At 55.5% G+C, this 18,805-nt stretch carries 15 protein-coding genes and 1 riboswitch; of the genes, 6 read left to right on the top strand and 9 right to left on the bottom strand.

Annotation, left to right across the window (positions count from 1 at the left end):
• Window positions 1-34 precede the first annotated feature (34 nt).
• A complete protein-coding gene (locus DZE2538_RS17360; RefSeq protein ID WP_038916876.1) occupies window positions 35-1,489 on the bottom strand; it encodes a DASS family sodium-coupled anion symporter in 1,455 nt (484 codons plus the stop codon).
• Between the two features lie 292 nt (window positions 1,490-1,781).
• Between DZE2538_RS17360 and DZE2538_RS17355 the strand changes: the two genes are divergently transcribed.
• Window positions 1,782-3,428, top strand: a complete 1,647-nt coding sequence (locus DZE2538_RS17355; protein ID WP_019843267.1) for a Na/Pi cotransporter family protein — start codon at window positions 1,782-1,784, stop codon at window positions 3,426-3,428.
• A gap of 80 nt (window positions 3,429-3,508) precedes the next feature.
• Here DZE2538_RS17355 and lysC read toward each other — a convergent pair whose 3' ends face one another.
• The gene (lysC, locus tag DZE2538_RS17350; protein WP_023640855.1) at window positions 3,509-4,873 is read right to left on the bottom strand and encodes a lysine-sensitive aspartokinase 3; all 1,365 of its coding nucleotides are present in this window, start codon (window positions 4,871-4,873) and stop codon (window positions 3,509-3,511) included.
• A 117-nt stretch (window positions 4,874-4,990) separates the two neighbouring features.
• Window positions 4,991-5,188, bottom strand: a riboswitch (Lysine riboswitch).
• 206 nt (window positions 5,189-5,394) lie between these two features.
• Between lysC and pgi the strand changes: the two genes are divergently transcribed.
• Together pgi and DZE2538_RS17340 are read left to right on the top strand one after the other, a co-directional pair.
• Window positions 5,395-7,044 (top strand): glucose-6-phosphate isomerase, encoded by a 1,650-nt coding sequence (gene pgi / locus DZE2538_RS17345; RefSeq protein ID WP_038916875.1) that lies wholly within the window; start codon window positions 5,395-5,397, stop codon window positions 7,042-7,044.
• 259 nt (window positions 7,045-7,303) lie between these two features.
• The gene (locus DZE2538_RS17340; protein WP_012886313.1) at window positions 7,304-7,648 is read left to right on the top strand and encodes a DUF4156 domain-containing protein; all 345 of its coding nucleotides are present in this window, start codon (window positions 7,304-7,306) and stop codon (window positions 7,646-7,648) included.
• A gap of 51 nt (window positions 7,649-7,699) precedes the next feature.
• Here DZE2538_RS17340 and epmB read toward each other — a convergent pair whose 3' ends face one another.
• A complete protein-coding gene (gene epmB / locus DZE2538_RS17335; protein WP_038916874.1) occupies window positions 7,700-8,737 on the bottom strand; it encodes an EF-P beta-lysylation protein EpmB in 1,038 nt (345 codons plus the stop codon).
• A 39-nt stretch (window positions 8,738-8,776) separates the two neighbouring features.
• On the opposite strand from epmB, the gene efp reads away from it, so the two are divergent.
• Together efp and DZE2538_RS17325 are read left to right on the top strand one after the other, a co-directional pair.
• A complete protein-coding gene (efp, locus tag DZE2538_RS17330) occupies window positions 8,777-9,343 on the top strand; it encodes an elongation factor P (RefSeq protein ID WP_019843271.1) in 567 nt (188 codons plus the stop codon).
• 160 nt (window positions 9,344-9,503) lie between these two features.
• The gene (locus DZE2538_RS17325; RefSeq protein ID WP_012886310.1) at window positions 9,504-9,857 is read left to right on the top strand and encodes a DMT family protein; all 354 of its coding nucleotides are present in this window, start codon (window positions 9,504-9,506) and stop codon (window positions 9,855-9,857) included.
• A 139-nt stretch (window positions 9,858-9,996) separates the two neighbouring features.
• Here the strand turns inward: DZE2538_RS17325 and blc are convergent, their stop codons facing one another.
• The 5 genes from blc to frdA form a co-directional block, all read right to left on the bottom strand.
• Window positions 9,997-10,536, bottom strand: coding sequence for an outer membrane lipoprotein Blc (blc, locus tag DZE2538_RS17320; protein WP_019843272.1), 540 nt, complete (start codon window positions 10,534-10,536; stop codon window positions 9,997-9,999).
• 114 nt (window positions 10,537-10,650) lie between these two features.
• Window positions 10,651-11,007 carry a fumarate reductase subunit FrdD gene (gene frdD / locus DZE2538_RS17315; protein WP_019843273.1) on the bottom strand — a complete coding sequence of 119 codons (357 nt, stop codon included), beginning with the start codon at window positions 11,005-11,007 and terminating at the stop codon, window positions 10,651-10,653.
• 14 nt (window positions 11,008-11,021) lie between these two features.
• Window positions 11,022-11,417, bottom strand: a complete 396-nt coding sequence (gene frdC / locus DZE2538_RS17310; protein ID WP_023640851.1) for a fumarate reductase subunit FrdC — start codon at window positions 11,415-11,417, stop codon at window positions 11,022-11,024.
• 12 nt (window positions 11,418-11,429) lie between these two features.
• Window positions 11,430-12,167, bottom strand: a complete 738-nt coding sequence (locus DZE2538_RS17305; RefSeq protein ID WP_012886306.1) for a succinate dehydrogenase/fumarate reductase iron-sulfur subunit — start codon at window positions 12,165-12,167, stop codon at window positions 11,430-11,432.
• Window positions 12,160-13,956, bottom strand: coding sequence for a fumarate reductase (quinol) flavoprotein subunit (frdA, locus tag DZE2538_RS17300; RefSeq protein ID WP_016940762.1), 1,797 nt, complete (start codon window positions 13,954-13,956; stop codon window positions 12,160-12,162). Before frdA ends, DZE2538_RS17305 begins: the two co-directional genes overlap by 8 nt.
• 407 nt (window positions 13,957-14,363) lie before the next feature.
• Here frdA and epmA point away from each other — a divergent pair, with 407 nt between their 5' ends.
• Entirely contained in the window at window positions 14,364-15,341 is a 978-nt protein-coding gene (epmA, locus tag DZE2538_RS17295; protein WP_012886304.1) for an elongation factor P--(R)-beta-lysine ligase, read from the top strand.
• 117 nt (window positions 15,342-15,458) lie between these two features.
• Here epmA and mscM read toward each other — a convergent pair whose 3' ends face one another.
• On the bottom strand, window positions 15,459-18,785 hold the full coding sequence (gene mscM / locus DZE2538_RS17290; RefSeq protein ID WP_038916873.1) for a miniconductance mechanosensitive channel MscM: 3,327 nt from the start codon (window positions 18,783-18,785) through the stop codon (window positions 15,459-15,461).
• Window positions 18,786-18,805: the final 20 nt, after the last annotated feature.

Here is an 18,805-nt window from a genome sequence, read left to right as displayed (position 1 = left end):
ACCCGGCCTGTGCTTTTTTTGATGTCTGACAGGCTTAGTAAAGGCCGATGGTTTTCCACCATAACAGGCCAACGGACATGAATATGGCCTGATTAATCAGGCTGATGATAAAGCCAGTGCGCCACCAGACGGCGGTGGGGACGTAACCGGCACCGAACAGAATCGGACCACGGGCGTGGGTGTATTGGGTCAGCGAACAGTACAGGCTGCTGGTGAACGCCAGCATCAGGGCCATCGGTGCCGCAGGGATATGCAGATTAATGCCGACGCCGAGAAACACCGCGTACAGCGCTGCAATTTGCGCGTTACCGCTGGCGAAAAAGTAGTGGGTGTAGAAATAGGCGGCATTGAGTAACAACAGCACCAGCACCCAACTGGTGCCTTGCATCAGGTGACCAATATTATTGCCGATCAGGTCGCCAAACCAGTTAGTAAAACCGAGTTTCTTCAACTGGTTAGCCATCATCAGCAACGCGGCGAACCAAATCAGCGTATCCCACGCGCCCTTTTCGCTCTTGATGTCTTCCCAATTGAGTACGCCAGTCAGCAATAAGAAGGACAGGCCGACAAAGGAGGCGGTGGTGGCATCCACTCCCAGCATGTCGCCGAAAATCCACAAGACCAGCAGGATCACCACGGTGGCTGCCATCAGCCATTCGCCGCGCGACATGCGCCCCATTTTTTCCAGTTCGCTATGTGCCAGTTTCGGCGCATCCGGTGTGTGGCGGATTTCCGGTTTCGCCAGCACATACACACACAGTGGTACCAGCAACAGCGAAATCACACAGGGTACTACCGCAGCGACAAACCAACTGCCCCAGGTGATGGTTACACCGGCGTTGGCTGCCAGTTTCACCGCCAGCAGGTTGCCGGTGTAACCGGTCATGAACAAAGCAGCGGTGACATCATTCACGTTGCCGATACAGGTAATCAGGAAGGTGCCGATCTTACTGCGGGAGGCGTCTTCCGGTTTGGAGTCGAAACTGCGCGCTAACGAGTCGGCAATCGGGTAAATGACCCCGCCACAGCGTGCGGTGTTACTGGGCATGGCGGGGGACAGCACCAGATCGGCGAAGGCTAATCCATAAGCCAGCCCTAGCGTGCGTTTTCCCAACAGGCGGATCATTTGCAAAGCGATACGGCGACCCAGACCGGTTTTGATAAAACCGCGGGCGATCATGAATGCCACTACGATCAACCAGATAAGCGAACTGTTGAGATCGCTCAATGCGGTTTGAATCGAGGCGCTGGCATTGGTGTCGCCAGCGGCATAGGTCAGAGCGAACAACGTGATACTGATGAGGCCAATAGCGCCAATAGGCAAGACATTTGCCACAATGCTGATGATAGTAGCGACAAACAGCACGGCGGAATGCCAGGCGGCGGGTTTCAGTCCGGTAGGTGGCGTCAGTTGCCAGAAGAAGGCGGTCACAATCACAATAATGAGCAATGCGAGCCAGTTCAGGCCATAGGCGGTTTTAGTCTTCATCCGTATTTCCTTTGCTCAGGGCTGAAACGTTACCGTTACCGGTATTGACTGCAACGGCTGATGAAAAAAGCATAACGCCAGAAATGGGCGGCGTGGGGGAAATACACCTTGTTTTTGATTTAGACCGTGTTTTTAAAAAATTACGTGTATTTACCCCCGTTAGCTCACGTAAGAATAGATAAGATATCAGTAAGATGGCAGCCTCAAGAACGGATACAGGCAGGAGGCGCCTGGTTTAGGGAGGGATACCTGTGTTAATCACCACGGTTTTAACTGAAGGAGGCCGGGCTCTGTGCTGACGTTGTTGAATTTGCTGTCTGCCATCGCATTGTTGGTGTGGGGGACGCATATTGTTCGTACCGGAATTATGCGGGTGTATGGCGCGCGTCTGCGTCGCACCATCAGTGATAGTGTGAGCCGCAAGCCGCTGGCCTTTCTCGCCGGGATCGGCGTCACGGCGCTGGTACAGAGCAGTAATGCAACCGCGCTGCTAACCATTTCTTTTGTCTCGCAGGGGTTGATCGCACTGGCTCCGGCGCTGGTCATCATTCTGGGAGCCGATGTCGGCACCGCCTTGATGGTTCGTGTGCTGACGTTTGATCTCTCCTGGTTGTCACCCTTGTTGATATTCCTTGGCGTGGTGTTCTTCCTCGGCCGAAAACAGACCCGTGCCGGTCAACTGGGGCGTGTTGCTATCGGGCTGGGGTTGATTCTGCTGGCGCTGGAATTGATTGTGCAGTCGGCGACACCGATTACCCAGACTGCGGGTGTTCAGGTGCTGTTTTCGTCCCTGACCGGGGATGTGATGCTGGATGCGTTTGTCGGCGCGGTGTTTGCTGTAGTGAGTTATTCCAGTCTGGCGGCGGTATTGCTGACGGCGACATTGACCGCCAGCCATGTGATTTCCCTTGATGCGGCGCTGTGTCTGGTCATCGGTGCCAATCTGGGCAGCGGCATTGTGGCGCTGGCGAATGCCAGTGCGCAGGGCGCGTTGGCACGGCAGGTGGCACTGGGAAGTATGTTCTTCAAACTGATCGGTTGCCTGCCAGCGTTGCCTGCTATCGGCTATCTGGCTGGCCTGATGGAGGCGTTGCCATTACCGGATGCGGAGCGGGTGATTTACTTCCATCTGTTGTACAACCTGGTGCGCTGCCTGCTGCTGTTGCCGTTTGCCGGACGTATGGCAGAGTTATGCAGCAATCTGGTGCGGATTGAGCCCGATCTCGACCCACGACTGCGCCCCCGTCATCTCGATGCCAGCGCGCTGGATACCCCGACGCTGGCGCTGGCTAACGCCGCGCGGGAAACGCTGCGCATTGGCGATGTGATTGAACAGATGTTGAAGATGTTTCAGGATGCACTACAGGGCAATCGCCCGCCGGTGCGCGAGATCCGTAAGCTGGATGATGATGTGGACGTGCTCTACAACGCCATCAAGCTCTATCTGGCGCAGATTGAAAAAGCCGGCCTGCATAAGCGTGATTCCCAACGCTGGGCGGAAGTGATCGAAATGGCGCTCAGTCTGGAACAGGCTGGCGATATTATCGAACGGGTGATTTGCGATGTAGACGCCCACGCGCCTGACGGGTTGCGCGGATTTTCAACGGCAGGCCAGGACGAGCTGAACACCTTGTATGAGCAACTGATGAACAACCTGCGTCTGGGGATGTCGGTATTCCTGTCGTCGGATGTGACCAGCGCCAGACGCCTGCGCCGCGCCAAACACCGTTTCCGTATTCTGAACCGGCGTTATTCCCATGCGCATGTTGACAGGCTGCATCAGCAAAATGTGCAAAGTCTGGAAACCAGTTCGCTGCATCTTGGATTACTGGGCGATATGAACCGACTGAATTCATTGTTTTGCGCGGTGGCCTATAACGTGTTGATGATGAACGAAGACGAGGATGACGGGCGGGAAGAGTCTTCTGCGTCGGCGTAACGCTGTGGTAATCGTCAGTGAAGGTAAAAAAGCCGAAACCCTATGGATTTCGGCTTTTTTGTTACGGCAGTCTGGAAGACTTATTCGAACAGGTTGTGGTGCAGTGTCTGTACTACCTGCTCGGCATCGCTGGACGGTACCAGGAAGCACAGGTTATGGCTGCTGGCACCATAGCAGATAAGGCGAATGTTGAACGGCTCCAGTACCCCGAACACTTCTTTGCCGACACCGCAGGCTTGCGACAGCTTGTTACCGATCAGCGCTACCAGCGACATGTTCTCTTCCACTTCCACCCGACACAGCGAGGAGAGTTCAGTCAACAGAGCGCTGGACAGCAGGCTGTCGCCGGTGGAGGTTGAGCCGGTTGTATCCAGCGTCAGCGCGACATTGACCTCAGACGTGGTAATCAAATCTACCGAGATATTGTGGCGAGCCAGAATGCTGAACACTTCCGCCAGAAAGCCGCGTGCGTGCAGCATGTTGAGGCTGTGCAGGGTCAGTAGCGTCTGTTTGCGGCGCAATGCCAGCGCACGGAACAGCGGCGGGTTTTCGGTGTTGTTGCACACCAGCGTGCCGCCCGCCGCCGGGTCTTTGCTGGAGCCGACAAATACCGGAATATCGCTGCGCACGGCGGGCAACAGCGTCGCCGGGTGCAGCACTTTGGCACCGAAGGTTGCCATTTCGGCGGCTTCTTCAAAGGTAATCTGGTCGATGCGGTGGGCTGATGGCACCACGCGCGGGTCGGTCGTATAGATACCGGGTACGTCAGTCCAGATATCAATGCGGCTAACGTTTAACGCTTCGCCCAGCAAGGCGGCGGTGTAATCACTACCGCCGCGGCCCAGTGTGGTGGTGCGGCCTTTGGCTTCGCTGCCGATAAAGCCCTGGGTAATGATCAGACCTTGTGCCAGACGCGGTGCCAACTGGCTGCGGGTTAACTCGCCGAGCGTGTCGCAGTCTGGTTCGGCGCGGCCGAAGCGATCATTGGTGCGCATGATTTTACGCACGTCAAACCATTCTGCAGCGACATTACGCTCACGCAGGATTTCCACAAACAACAGGGTGGACATCAGTTCGCCGTGGCTGACCAGCTCGTCGGTCAGGGCATTGGAGGTCGCCAGTGACGCTGCTTCCGACAAGCGGGCTACGTTTTCCAGCATGCGTTCAATTTCTTCGCGGATAACCGCAGGCTGGTTGAGACGGTTGATAATGGCGTATTGGATCTGGCGTAGTTTTTCCAGTTGCGCCGCACGTTCCTCCGGCGGCAAACCTTCAGCCAGCGCGACCAGCAGGTTGGTGACGCCAGCAGAGGCAGACAGCACCACCACGCGTACCTGAGCGTCAGACAGCACAATGTCGGCGCTGCGGTTCATGGCGTCGAAATCTGCGACGCTGGTGCCGCCGAATTTGGCGATAATCAGTGAGTTATTCGTATTAACAGACATTCAAAAAACCTCGTGTCAGGGGCGTCATCGTCGTTATCGACAACAGCATTCCATCGTTAAGCCTTGGCACAAGGGAAGAGCGGTAAGCAGGGGGCAGGCGTAGGAACTGGCTACGGCACACCCAGAAGCGCTCCACCTTGCTGATCGTTTCGCGTTGCGAAGCGATGCGGGTGACAACCCAGGGGATTCAGCCCCTGCAGTCGACAGCGTAAACACCGTAGGTTACGTCCGTCTCGGCGCTGCTCCCCCTCTGGTATCGTCATCGGATACGGTTCCTCCGATACCTTGCCTGGGCGGCGCTCCTCTTCTGGCTTGCGCAACACGTGCGCAAGTAGTCTTTTACAAATAGCGGGTAACGCGTCGGCTGTCAATCAACATTGGATGGGGGCGGGGCATTTCGCAAGAAAAGGGCTTCCCAGCACGGCGTTAAGGGATACAATCGGGAAAAAGTGGGTGGGGTTTCCCGCCTGTCGACCTATTTATTATTAAACCGACTTGTTCTCAAACCGAAGAGTAGTGTGATGAAAAATATCAACCCAACGCAGACTGCCGCCTGGCAGGCATTGCAGCAGCATTTTGCCGCGATGAAAGAGGTTCAGATTAGCGATCTTTTTGCCCAGGATCCTGATCGTTTCTCGCATTTTTCCGCCACGTTCGGCGATTTGATGCTGGTGGATTATTCCAAAAACCGCATCACTGCTGAAACGTTGGAAAAACTGCAGGCGCTGGCGCGTGAAACCGAACTGTCCACGGCCATTAAATCCATGTTCTCCGGCGAGAAGATCAACCGTACTGAAGATCGTGCCGTGCTGCATGTCGCGTTGCGCAACCGCAGCAATACGCCGATCGTGGTTGATGGTAAGGATGTGATGCCGGAAGTGAACGCCGTGCTGCAAAAGATGAAGCAGTTCAGCGAGCGCGTTATTGGCGGGGAGTGGAAAGGGTATACCGGTAAGGCGATTACCGATGTGGTGAACATCGGTATCGGTGGGTCCGACCTGGGGCCGTTCATGGTGACAGAGGCGCTGCGCCCCTACAAAAATCACCTGACCATGCACTTTGTTTCCAACGTTGACGGCACCCACATTGCTGAAGTGCTCAAACGCGTCAACCCGGAAACCACCCTGTTCCTGGTGGCCTCCAAGACGTTCACCACCCAGGAAACCATGACCAACGCCCACAGCGCGCGTGACTGGTTCCTCAAGGCTGCCGGTGATGAAAAACATGTCGCCAAGCACTTTGCCGCGCTGTCTACCAATGCGAAAGCGGTTGGCGAATTCGGCATCGATACCGATAACATGTTTGAGTTCTGGGACTGGGTCGGTGGCCGCTACTCACTGTGGTCCGCCATTGGTCTGTCGATTGTCCTGTCCGTCGGCTTCGATAACTTCGAACAATTGCTGAGTGGCGCACATGCCATGGACCAGCATTTCGCTACTACCCCGGCTGAGAAAAACCTGCCGGTACTGCTGGCGTTGATCGGCATCTGGTACAACAACTTTTTTGGCGCGGAAACTGAAGCGATTCTGCCGTACGATCAGTACATGCATCGTTTCGCGGCTTACTTCCAACAGGGCAACATGGAGTCCAACGGTAAGTACGTTGACCGCAACGGCAATGCCGTAGATTACCAGACTGGTCCTATCATTTGGGGTGAGCCGGGTACCAATGGTCAGCATGCGTTCTACCAGTTGATCCATCAGGGGACCAAGTTGGTGCCGTGTGATTTCATTGCACCGGCGACGACCCACAACCCGTTGAGCGACCACCACAGCAAGTTGCTGTCGAACTTCTTCGCGCAGACTGAGGCGCTGGCATTCGGTAAATCCCGCGAGGTGGTGGAAGCTGAGTTCTCCGCAGCGGGCAAATCCGCCGCTGATGTGGCGCATGTGGCACCGTTCAAGGTGTTCGAAGGCAACCGCCCGACCAACTCCATCCTGTTGCGGGAAATCACGCCGTACAGCCTGGGGGCGTTGATCGCGCTTTACGAGCACAAGATCTTCACGCAGGGCGCTATCCTGAACATCTTCACCTTCGATCAGTGGGGTGTGGAGTTGGGCAAACAGCTGGCTAACCGTATCCTGCCTGAACTGCAGGATGACGCGGTGGTCAGCAGTCATGACAGCTCCACCAACGGGCTTATCAACCGCTTCAAACAGTGGCGTGCGTAATGACGGCGGCGCAGCGGTGTATTGAGCGCTGCGCTATCGCTGTCACGTCATGACGATAAGTCATAAAACAGGCCCCGATTCCGGGGCCTGTGAGTTCGTAGGGGACGTGATCGCCGTCATGGTGACAGAAATAGTTGCGCCATGAACAATGACTGCCATGCTGATGGTGGTAACATGAGACTGTTTCGGCATAAGTTTTCGGTTGTCGGGTCGGGTTAGCCCGGCTTCGGCCAGTGTATCGATCATCACGGAGAGAAGCATGCGGACTCGAATACTGATGGGATTGGCTGCCATCACGCTGTTGGCAGGGTGCAGTACGAATAACGATCTCAGTGCTGCCGGTCAGGCGGTGCGTTTTACTGACACCAAACCGGCAGCGCAATGCCAGTTATTGGGTAGCGTTACTGGCACACAGTCTAACTGGTTGTCGGGCAGTGGTAATGAAGGCAGCTCCATGCGTGGTGCGGCGAACGATCTGCGCAATAAAGCGGCAGCCATGGGCGGTAACGTGATTTATGGCGTGAGCACGCCGAGTCAGACGTTCCTGTCCAGCTTCGCGCCGCTGGACAGCAAAATGCAAGGCCAGGTTTATAAGTGCCCTTGATATTCAAGACTGTCAGCGCCATGGGCAAATAACCGTGGCGCTGACAGCGTTTCAGCCCTGATTTTCCTGGCGCATACCAATATCCAGCAGTGTTTTGCTGGCCTCACCGCCGATTTCCCGCGTCAGGTTCGGCACCAAATAGCCCGAAACCTGCGTCATCAGCCCCCGAACCAACGTACGAGCTTCATCATCCGGTACCAGAAAGTGCGCGGCACCTTGAACCTTATCCAGCACATGCAGGTAGTAGGGCAGAATACCGGCATCAAATAAGGCGTTGCTGAGTGCCACCAGCGCGTCAACACGATCGTTAATGCCACGTAGCAAGACACTTTGGTTGAGCAATGTCACCCCGGCCCGACGCAGACGCGCCATACTGTCGGTGAGTTCCGCGTTGATTTCATTGGCGTGGTTGATGTGGGTGACCAGCACCACCTGCAGCGGAGATTGCGCCAGCCGCTGGCAAAGCTCCGCCGTGATACGTGCGGGGATCACCACCGGCAGGCGGGTATGGATGCGTAAGCGCTTGAGATGCGGAATCTGTTCCAGTTCGGTTAGCAACCAGTCCAGCTCGTGATCCTTGGCCATCAACGGGTCGCCGCCGGAGAAGATGATTTCGTCCAACTGCGGGTGCTGGCGGATATAATCCAGCGCCTGACGCCAGTTAGCTTTGTTGCCCTGATTATCCTGATAAGGGAAATGGCGGCGGAAACAGTATCGACAGTTGACCGCGCATCCACCTTTCACCAGCAGCAGGGCACGGTTGTGGTATTTATGCAGTAACCCCGGAACCACACTCTGCTGTTCGTCCAGTGGGTCTTGGCTAAAGCCCTGCGCGACAATAAACTCGTCTTGTGCGGTCAGTACCTGTAGCAACAGTGGGTCGTGGGCGTCACCGGGCCGCATGCGAGCGGCAAAGGCACGGGGTACCCGCAACGGAAATAGCGTGCGAGCTTCGCGTCCGGCGGTCAGTTGCGGATGCTTATCCAGTGCCAGAAGTCTCAGCAATTCATCGGGATCGGTAATAACGTCGGCGAGTTGCTGCAACCAATCTTCTCGGGAGGGTATATTTAGGGTTACAATGTGTGCCATTTTTTTGGCTAAGTACCAGTATCAATGTAGAGGGCCATTATGGCGACTTATTTTAGCAACGATTTCCGTTCCGGTCTTAAAATCATGTTCGAGGGCGAGCCGTATGCTATCGAATCCAGTGAGTTTGTGAAGCCGGGTAAAGGCCAGGCTTTTGCTCGTGTCAAAATGCGTCGTCTGTTGACGGGCTCCCGCGTTGAGAAAACCTTCAAGTCTACTGACTCGGCAGAAGGCGCTGACGTAATGGATACCAACATGAACTACCTGTATAACGACGGGGAGTTCTTCCATTTCATGCACCCGGAAACCTTTGAACAGCATCAGGTTGACGCGAAAACCGTAGGTGATTCCGCCAAGTGGTTGCAGGACAACGCTGAATGTATCGTTACCCTGTGGGATGGTCGTCCGATCGCCGTTCAGCCGCCGAACTTTATCGAAGCTGAAATCACCGAAACCGATCCGGGCCTGAAAGGGGATACCGCCGGTACCGGTGGCAAACCGGCAACGCTGTCTACCGGCGCTGTGGTGAAAGTACCGTTGTTCGTACAGATCGGCGAAGTCATCAAGGTCGATACACGTTCTGGCGAATACGTTTCCCGCGTGAAGTAAACCTTCCCGGCGCGTAAACTGTCCATCGGGCGGTTTACGCGTTGCCATTGCTCTGATTCCCGTCTGAAAAACTCTTTCACACAACCAGAATGTTCCCTGATGGTATTTTATCCCGGCTAACGTAATAATGCCGCGTCTTGGTTAAGGAGAGAGCAGAGCTATGTCCCCACTTATTATCACGGTATTCATGCTGACCCTCAGCAATGTATTTATGACCTTTGCCTGGTACGGGCACCTTCGCTATTTTAGTGGACGGACCTGGATGGTGGCTGCGCTGGTCAGTTGGGGGATTGCACTGTTTGAATATTTGTTGCAGGTGCCTGCGAACCGTATTGGCTATCAGGTCGCCTCAGCCGGACAACTGAAAATCTTGCAGGAAGTGATCAGTCTGTCGGTGTTTATTCCTTTCTCGATAGTGATTCTCAAAGAACCCTTCCGTACCGACTATATTTGGGCCGGACTGTGCCTGTTGGGCGCGGTATTCTTTATGTTCCGCGACAAAATTATGGGCTGATCGGCCGTTACGTTATTCGATAAAACAGCCGGTATAACAACCGGCTGAAAATACGCCGATGAACGGCATTAGCATGACCAGAAATAATAATATCAAAACGATGTTTTATTTATTTTCTCTTTCTGTTGGTTCCCGCTGTTTATTTCCCTGTACTGGCTTTCGTGTTTACCCAAATTAATTTATCCGTCTGAAAGCCATTACGTTGCGCGCTCGCCAGCAGCGCCTGCTTCACAAGGGGATGAAGGTCGGGTGTCCGGGAGAGAATCCACAGGTATTCACGATTTGGCCCGCAAACCAGTGCATAACGGTAGTCGCTGTCCAGTGCTATCACATTGTAGCCGCCATAGAATGGCCCGAAGAAAGACACTTTCAGCGCAGCGCGTTGTGGCGAGCCGGTGAAGTACCCCTTGCCAATACTTTCGCGCCAGACGCGTTTCACCGGGTCGAAGCCACGGTTCACCACGGTGATGCCGCCATCGTCCCGTGGGCTGTAAGTCGCGGTAACCTGCTCCAGACCACGCTCGAAACGGTTGTCCAACCGGGCGATTTCATACCAGGTTCCCATATAGCGAGCAGGGTCGAAATTATCCACGACCTGAACGCCCTGCGGCGGTGTGGTGCTGCAGGCTGTCGTGAATAAGGTGATCAATGAGGTCAGCAATACGCGCCAACTTTTCATTTGCGGCTTCCTGTGTTGGTTAATCTCGGGGTTAAAGGTAGGAAGCGGAATGCAAAGATGCAATAAAAAAGGCCCGCATAGTGCGGGCCGTGACGCATAACAATTAAGTCGGTGTTACAGCGTTGCCACACCAATGACGGTGACGACGGAGAGGATGGCCGCCAGACCGTAGAACACCCATTTACCGGCCGGAACATGAATCTTCAGGTCATGCATGGCGTGGTGGATACGGTGCAGACCGCACCACAGCGGCAGTACAATCATCAGCAGCAGGAATGCACGGCCAATCAGGCTGTGGCTGAACGCGGCGATACGATCGTAGGTCAGCGCCTGTGGGAACAGGCCAAGCGGCAACAAAATCCCGATAAGCAGGATGATAACCGGCGCGAACATCGCGCTCCACATGCCGCCAGCGCCGAACAGGCCCCAGAACGGTGGTTCGTCGGAACGTTTGGGTTGTTGATTACTCACGAGATTCCTCCTGTTCAGAACAGCAAGGCGATGGCCAGCACCGCCAGCGTGATGACCACAGTGGCCGCCCACAGCCCTTTAACGACCGGCTCCGGCCCCATTTTTTCATCTTTCACGATGATGATGGAGGCCTTCGGTGCCAGATCAAACCAGGTCTTGGTGTGCAATACCGCCGCCAGCAGGGCGATGATATTGAGCAGCAGCACCAGCGGGTTTTGCAGGAAGCCGATAAACTGGTTCCAGCCTTCTGGACCGGCTTTGAGCGAAAACACGCCATGCAGCAGGACGATGCTGAACCAGACCGCAGGCACCGCAGTACCTTCGCGCAGCATATAGAAACGGTAGAAACCGAGCTTCTGCCACCAGGTGGGCGTCATGCCACGGACATACGCTTTACGTTTGGTGATCATTTGTTGCCTCCCTTATTGTGGTCTCAGCATGGCGATCATGAAGTCTTTGGCGCTTTCCACTTTGCTTTGCTGGATAGCAGCCGCCGGATCGACGTGCTTCGGACACACTTCAGAGCAGTAACCGACGAAGGTACAGGACCAGACGCCGTTGTCGCTGTTCAGTTGCGGCATACGCTCTTTCTTACCGTGGTCGCGATTGTCCAGATTGTAACGGTGTGCCAGTGTAATCGCGGCAGGACCGATGAACTCTGGATTCAGGCCGAACTGCGGGCAGGCGGCATAGCACAGCCCACAGTTGATGCAACCGGAGAACTGATGGTATTTCGCCATCTGTGCCGGTGTCTGTGTGTTCGGGCCCTGATCCGGTGTGCGGTTGTTGCCGATGATATAAGGCTTGATAGCTTCCAGACTTTCGATGAAGTGGGTCATATCCACCACCAAATCGCGTTCAATCGGGAAGTTGCCCAGCGCTTCAACCTTCATGCCGCTGCTGGCATAGTCACGCAGGAAGGTTTTACAGGCCAGCTTCGGCACGTTATTGACCATCATGCCGCAAGAGCCGCAAATCGCCATACGGCAGGACCAGCGGTAAGACAGGTCCGGTGCCAGGTTGTCCTTGATGTAGCCGAGCGCATCCAGCAGCGAGGTTTCGCGGGTATACGGCACGTCGTAGGTATCGAAGTGCGGGGCGTTATCCTGCTCTGGGTTATAGCGCATGACTTCCATTTTCAGGGTTTTCATATCAGCCATTCGCTTGCTCCTTCTTGTTTTTCTCCTGAGCTTCTGCTTCGGCACCGTAAACGCGTTTTGCCGGCGGCAGCTTGGTGATTTTCACATCGCTGTATTCCAGACGTGGTGCGCCTTCCGGGTTGTAGAACGCCAGCGTGTGCTTCAGGAAATTGACGTCATCACGTTCGGTGCAGCCTTCATCCAGACGCTGGTGTGCACCACGTGATTCTTTACGGTTGATGGCGGAATGCGCCATACACTCGGCGACGTCCAGGCTGTGGCCCAGTTCGATGGTGTAGAGCAGATCGGTATTGAACACGCTGGAACGGTCGGTGATTTTCACGCGTTTGAAGCGTTCTTTCAGCTCGGCCATCTTGTCGACGGTTTTCTGCATCAGCTCGGTGGTACGGTAAATACCGCAGCCTTCTTCCATCGACATACCCATTTCGTCGCGGATTTTAGACCAGCTTTCGGTACCTTCCTGCTTGAGCAACGCGTGCAGGCGCTGTTCCACGTCTTTCGCCTGAGCATCCAGTGCGCTGGCGTTGGCCGGTGCGGCTGACTGCGAACGTTCTACGGCTTTTTCACCGGCTACGCGGCCGAACACCACCAGTTCTGCCAGTGAGTTGGAGCCAAGGCGGTTGGCACCGTGCAAACCAACGGACGAACATTCGCCAACGGCGAACAAGCCCTGAATGCGGGTTTCACACTGCTGATCGGTTTCGATACCGCCCATGGTGTAGTGCGCAGTCGGACGAATTGGAATCGGCTCTTTGACCGGGTCGACGCCGACGTAGGCTTTTGCCAGTTCGCAAATAAACGGCAGACGCTCTTTCAGTTTCTTCTCACCCAGATGACGCAGGTCGAGGTAGACCACATCGCCCAGCGGGGTCGATACGGTGCGTCCGGCGCGCCATTCGTGCCAGAAGGCTTGCGATACTTTATCGCGCGGCCCCAGTTCCATGTATTTGTTTTTCGGCTCGCCCAGCGGCGTTTCCGGCCCGAGGCCGTAGTCTTGCAGATAGCGGTAGCCGTCTTTGTTGACCATGATACCGCCTTCACCGCGGCAGCCTTCGGTCATCAGAATACCGGAACCCGGCAGACCGGTCGGGTGGTACTGAACGAATTCCATGTCACGCAATGGGACGCCGTGACGGAACGCCATGCCCATACCGTCACCGGTGACGATGCCGCCGTTGGTGTTGTAGCGATAAACGCGACCCGCGCCGCCTGTTGCCATTACGATGGCGTTGGCACGAATCTGAATCAGTGACCCTTCCATCATGTTGATGGCAACGACCCCACGGGCATGTCCGTCATCCACCAGGATGTCCAGAACGAAATGCTCGTCGAAACGCTGAATCTGTGGGTATTTCAGAGAGGTCTGGAACAAGGTGTGCAGCATGTGGAAACCGGTTTTATCCGCAGCAAACCAGGTCCGTTCGATCTTCATCCCGCCGAAACGACGTACGTTAACCGAACCATCCGGTTTACGACTCCACGGGCAACCCCACTGCTCAAGCTGGGTCATTTCGCGCGGGCAATTCTGCACGAAGTGGTCCACCACGTCCTGTTCACATAACCAGTCTCCCCCTGCCACGGTGTCGTGGAAATGGAAGTCGAAGCTATCATGATCCTGTGTGACCGCCGCCGAACCACCTTCTGCCGCCACCGTGTGGCTACGCATTGGGTAGACTTTGGAAATCAGCGCAATCTTGAGTTGGGGATTTGCTTGCGCCGCAGCAATCGCGGCCCGTAAACCTGCTCCCCCGGCCCCGATAATGGCCAAATCGGCATTAAAGGTTTGCACTGCATGCCTCCAGTTACTTAAGTTAAATAAATTAAATTAAGAAAATAATATGCAATCCAACGTCGTCACTTATTTTCCGTTTTAATTTCAAGACAGTAAATCGAGTGAAAAAATATCTGATCTACCTATAAAGAGAGATTCAATCACTCTTTTTTTGTATGGGAATGATTATAGCGATTTGAAGATGTCTGAAATTTGATGTGATCCAGTATTTTGCTGTTTTTTAATATCCGCACGGACATATTCCGGAAAACGTGACGGGAAATGTGATTTATTCATAAATATCACTTTTATTTCTTTAATAATCTCGACAAATCAAATTGAAGAAAGTCTTCCGCTGGATAAATTTGTCTGGTTGTGGGGATACGGGTAGACTGCATCTCCAGTTTGAGTGTGGAGTGGAAATCATGAGCGAAACGGCCAGTTGGCAACCCAGTGCCCCTGTCGCCAATCTGTTGAAACGGGCGTCGATAATGAAAGAAATCCGACGTTTCTTCTCAGACCGTGGCGTGCTGGAGGTGGAAACACCGGCCATGAGCCAGGCGACGGTGACGGATGTGCATCTGTTCCCGTTCCAGACCCACTTTGTTGGCCCCGGTGCTGCGGATGGCATGGCGTTGTATCTGATGACCAGTCCGGAATACCACATGAAGCGCTTGCTGGCAGCGGGGAGTGGACCGATTTACCAATTGTGTCGCAGCTTTCGCAACGAAGAGTCCGGCCGTTATCACAATCCTGAATTCACCATGCTGGAGTGGTATCGCCCCCACTACGATATGTATCGCCTGATGAACGAAATGGATGACCTGCTGCAACAGGTGCTGGAATGCGACAGCGCCGAAATGCTGTCTTATCAGCAGGCGTTCCAGCGTCATCTGGAAGTAGACCCGTTGTCGGCCGATAAAGCACAGCTGCGTGAAGCGGCGGAGAAAATCGGTGTCGGTGATGTGGCGAACCGGGAAGAGGATCGCGATACCCTGTTGCAGTTGCTGTTCGCATTTGGCGTCGAGCCGCAGATCGGCCGTGATAAACCAGCATTCGTCTACCATTTCCCGGCCACGCAGGCCGCGCTGGCGGAAATCAGCACCGAGGATCACCGCGTGGCGGAGCGGTTTGAGGTGTATTACAAAGGTATCGAGCTGGCCAACGGTTTTTGCGAACTGACGGACAGTAAAGAGCAGCGTCAACGCTTCGAGCAGGACAACCGCAAGCGCGCCGCGCGTGGGCTGCCGGTACAACCGATTGACGAAAACCTGCTGGCGGCCTTGGCCGCGGGTATCCCGCCGTGTTCCGGCGTGGCGCTGGGCGTGGATCGTCTGGTGATGCTGGCGCTGAATGCCGAGTCTATCGGCGAGGTGATGGCATTTACGGTGGATCGCGCCTGATACCGTTTTCTCTTATTCAGAATCGAGTTTGACAGAAACCACGGAAGCCATTGCTTACCGTGGTTTTCTTTATTCAGCGAAATAACAGCATTCAGTGAAATGACCACGTAAGCGCCATTACAACCCCCCCGTAGTACGGGTGGCGGTTGTGGCGTTGCGCCCGGCGATTTGTACTGAGTCCATCTGCACCTGGAACGGTGGGAACGGCATCACCAGATTGTGTTCGCGGTAGCTTTCCAGAATCAGCTGGTGCAGTTCGTGGCGCAACGGCATACGGTGACCCATCTCGGCGGCGAAAATACGCAGCTCGAAAATTTGGATGCCCTGACGCAGGTCGACCAAAAACACTTCCGGTGGCGGGTTATCCAGCACCAGCGAACAGCGTTTCACCGCATCCAGCAGTAGTGTGGTGACTTCCTGCGTGCTGGCATCGGCGGGAGCGGGAATGGTCAGAACCACACGGGTGACCGAGTCAGACAACGACCAGTTGATGAACTGTTCGGTGATAAAGGCTTTGTTGGGTACGATGATCTCTTTGCGATCCCAGTCGGAGATCGTGGTAGCACGAGTATTAATGCGCATCACACTGCCGGTCAGATCACGAATGGTCACGGTATCGCCAATACGGATCGGCTTTTCGAACAAAATGATCAACCCGGAAATAAAGTTGGCGAAGATCTCCTGTAAGCCAAACCCCAGCCCCACGCCGAGTGCCGCCACCAGCCACTGCAATTTCGACCACTCGATACCGATCAGTGAGAACCCCATCAGCCCGCCAACCAACATCATCAGGTACTTGCTGATGGTAATAATGGCGTAGCCGGTACCGGGCGACAGTTCAATGTGTTGCAATACCGCCAACTCCAGCAACGCGGGCAGATTCCGCACCAACTGGGCGGTAATAATAAACACCAGCAGCGCTATCAGTACCGAGCCCAGCGTAATCGGTTGTACGCTTTCTACACCTTTCACCGTGCTGGTGACGTCCCACAGGCTGATATTCTCCATAAACGCAAAAGCGGAATGGATTTCCGACCACAGCGCGATGACCGATACCAGCGCGACCAATGTCAGGATAGACCGCACCAGTTTCAGTGAGCGCGCGCTGATGGCATCCAGATCCACCACCGGTTCTTCCACCACGTCACCGCTGGCTTCGTGTGACGACAGTGTCGTATTGTCGTCTTCGCCCCGGGCACGTTGCGCCAGCATGTCGGCCCGGCGTTGTCTGGCGCGGTCAAACGCGATGCGGCGGCGTTGTATCAGCATCCAACGGCGGATGATGTGATAAATCACCAGCAGGAAGAACCAGATAGCGACCGAGGTTTCCAGTCGTGCCAGCAATGCCTGCGATGTGGTGAGATAGCCCAGGCAGGATGCCAGCGCGGCAATCAGTGGAATGCAGATCATCAGATTCCACATCGCACGGTTTAACGGGTTCTCACCGGATCCTTCTTTATCCAGATACAACGGGATCCCGGCGCGTTTTAAGCTGGTGGTCACCAGACTGAGCGCCATGCACAGCAGGATAAAGCACAGCCGCCCCAGCGTACTGGAAAACGCCCGATCGTTGAGGTTATCGAAGGTGATCAACGCCATCACCAGCGGCACGATAAAGCCGATAGAAAGGCGGTAGTAGCGCATGGCGCGCGCCACCTGCTTCGGCGACCAGCCGAAATGCACGATGAACAGTCCCTGACGGTGAGAAAACGCAGCGCCAATCATCACCACCCACATCAGCGGCACGGTGGCGGTCACACTGTCGCCAATGGCAACGGCGACCGGGTAAGGCCAGGCGTTTTGTAACCCGTAGCCGAGTGCTGCCCACAGTACCGGCAGCGGCATCGCTACCATCACCGACCAGAACACGGTACGCAGCGTCAGCATGAAGTAATCGAGCGTCACCTTACCGACCCGGCTACTGGCACGGTCCAGAAAGGCGTGGTAATGACGACGCGAGCTGATGCTAAGACCAACCAGCAGTAACGCGCCCAGCAGCGGTAACAGGGTTCCCTGACTGGTGACCATCATCAGCATGGCGCCACTGAGTTGGGTGAGGGTATCGAGCGAGAGCAGGCGCGACAGATCGCGTAACAGGTTCAGCGGGTAGGCAAAACCAATCGGGTCGACATCCGCCACCCAGAACAGGTAGCGGTGTGCTGCATCGCGGATCTCAATCAGGGCGTCTTCCAACTGGTTGCTGGCGACCTTCAACTTGGTCAGTTCCAGAATTTGCGTGTCGCAACCGGAAATCAGCGACGTGAGTAGATCGCGCTGGGTACGTTGCTGATCGTTGACGATCTTTTGCTGAGCGGCAGTCAACGGGGTACCGTTATCCTGCCGGGTGGGATCACCATTTGCCGACAGCTTGTTGAGCTGATCTTCATAATGCAGGCGCTGGGCGCGCAACTGCGCCATGTCGCCATCGAGTTGCTGGGGTTTGGGCATTTCCGGCAGTCTGGCGACCTGAGCGCGCAACGTTTCTCCTAGCGCGGGTGAGGAACCGAGCCATTGCGCCTGTTCGCGCAGCGTACTCAGCGCCTGACGCACCTGTAGCGTTTGGGCAGCGGTCTGGCGCTGGCGGGCGGCAATCTGATCCATGCGCTGTGCCTGCTGGTTTAACGCCATGGACAGTTCACGGTTGGTTTGCAGCAGGCTGGCGACGGCAATAGGTAACTGACCTTCCTGCTCAGCCAGTTGCTCCGTTCTTTCTAATGCCTGCTCCGCCTCACGCTGGCGTAAGGTATTCAGCGTGCTGCGTAATAATTGGAGCTGATTATCCAGCCGGTCACGCCGCTTTTTATAGACCTCTGCTTGCAGACGCGAGAGCTCCTGACGGTTACTGGCGGAAAGCTGCGCCAGTTCCAGCTCTTCCAGCCGACTTTTACGCAATGCGGCTTCAGCCTGTAACGCGGCCAGTTGTGCCTGACCGAGGGGGGTCGTGGGGTTGCCCAGCGCCTGCACGCGCCGCTCGACGTCGCTCAGCGCGCGGTTGGCTTCGGTTTGCTGCTGTGGCAACTGGGCCAGCGAGTCGCTGATTTCACGCTGGTGGTCCTGCTCTTGTTGTAACTGGCGGGTTTGCTCCAGTAACTGGCTGCTGATCTGGACGATTTGCTGTTCCAGGTCGTTAACCGAGGTGGTTTTGGGGGGGGCCGCCGGTTTAGCGTCTTCCGCGTCAGACTGCTGGCGCAGTTCGCGGGTCAGTTTGGGGAAGTCATCAATCGCACGCTGGTACTGGTCGGCCCGTTGGCGGGTCTCCCGGCGCTCATCCAGCAGCCGCAACGCCGATTGTAGCTCTTTGACGATGTCGGCTTGCGCCGGAGCGTTCTTATTGGTTTCAGCCTGTTGCAGCTCCTGTTTCAGTTGCGTTTCGTCAGGCAACTGGGCGGCCAGCGACGTGGTTGATAACAGGCATCCCATCAGGAAAATCAGAATCAGACGCACGGCTGGCCTCCTCAGGTTAT

The sequence above is a fragment of the Dickeya zeae NCPPB 2538 genome, from assembly GCF_000406165.1.
In the GTDB taxonomy this organism is placed as follows: Bacteria; Pseudomonadota; Gammaproteobacteria; order Enterobacterales; family Enterobacteriaceae; genus Dickeya; species Dickeya zeae.
Note: the sequence above shows the minus strand (reverse complement) of the source record. Positions and strands in the feature narration are given on the sequence as shown.

Bases quoted from the DNA above. Each gene is read 5' to 3' on its own strand.
- DZE2538_RS17340 (WP_012886313.1), top strand. From the start codon at position 7,304: ATGCGGACTCGAATACTGATGGGATTGGCTGCCATCACGCTGTTGGCA.
- DZE2538_RS17325 (WP_012886310.1), top strand. From the start codon at position 9,504: ATGTCCCCACTTATTATCACGGTATTCATGCTGACCCTCAGCAATGTA.
- DZE2538_RS17360 (WP_038916876.1), bottom strand. From the start codon at position 1,489: ATGAAGACTAAAACCGCCTATGGCCTGAACTGGCTCGCATTGCTCATT.
- epmB (WP_038916874.1), bottom strand. From the start codon at position 8,737: ATGGCACACATTGTAACCCTAAATATACCCTCCCGAGAAGATTGGTTG.
- DZE2538_RS17305 (WP_012886306.1), bottom strand. From the start codon at position 12,167: ATGGCTGATATGAAAACCCTGAAAATGGAAGTCATGCGCTATAACCCA.
- epmA (WP_012886304.1), top strand. From the start codon at position 14,364: ATGAGCGAAACGGCCAGTTGGCAACCCAGTGCCCCTGTCGCCAATCTG.
- lysC (WP_023640855.1), bottom strand. From the start codon at position 4,873: ATGTCTGTTAATACGAATAACTCACTGATTATCGCCAAATTCGGCGGC.
- frdC (WP_023640851.1), bottom strand. From the start codon at position 11,417: ATGATCACCAAACGTAAAGCGTATGTCCGTGGCATGACGCCCACCTGG.
- pgi (WP_038916875.1), top strand. From the start codon at position 5,395: ATGAAAAATATCAACCCAACGCAGACTGCCGCCTGGCAGGCATTGCAG.
- blc (WP_019843272.1), bottom strand. From the start codon at position 10,536: ATGAAAAGTTGGCGCGTATTGCTGACCTCATTGATCACCTTATTCACG.
- efp (WP_019843271.1), top strand. From the start codon at position 8,777: ATGGCGACTTATTTTAGCAACGATTTCCGTTCCGGTCTTAAAATCATG.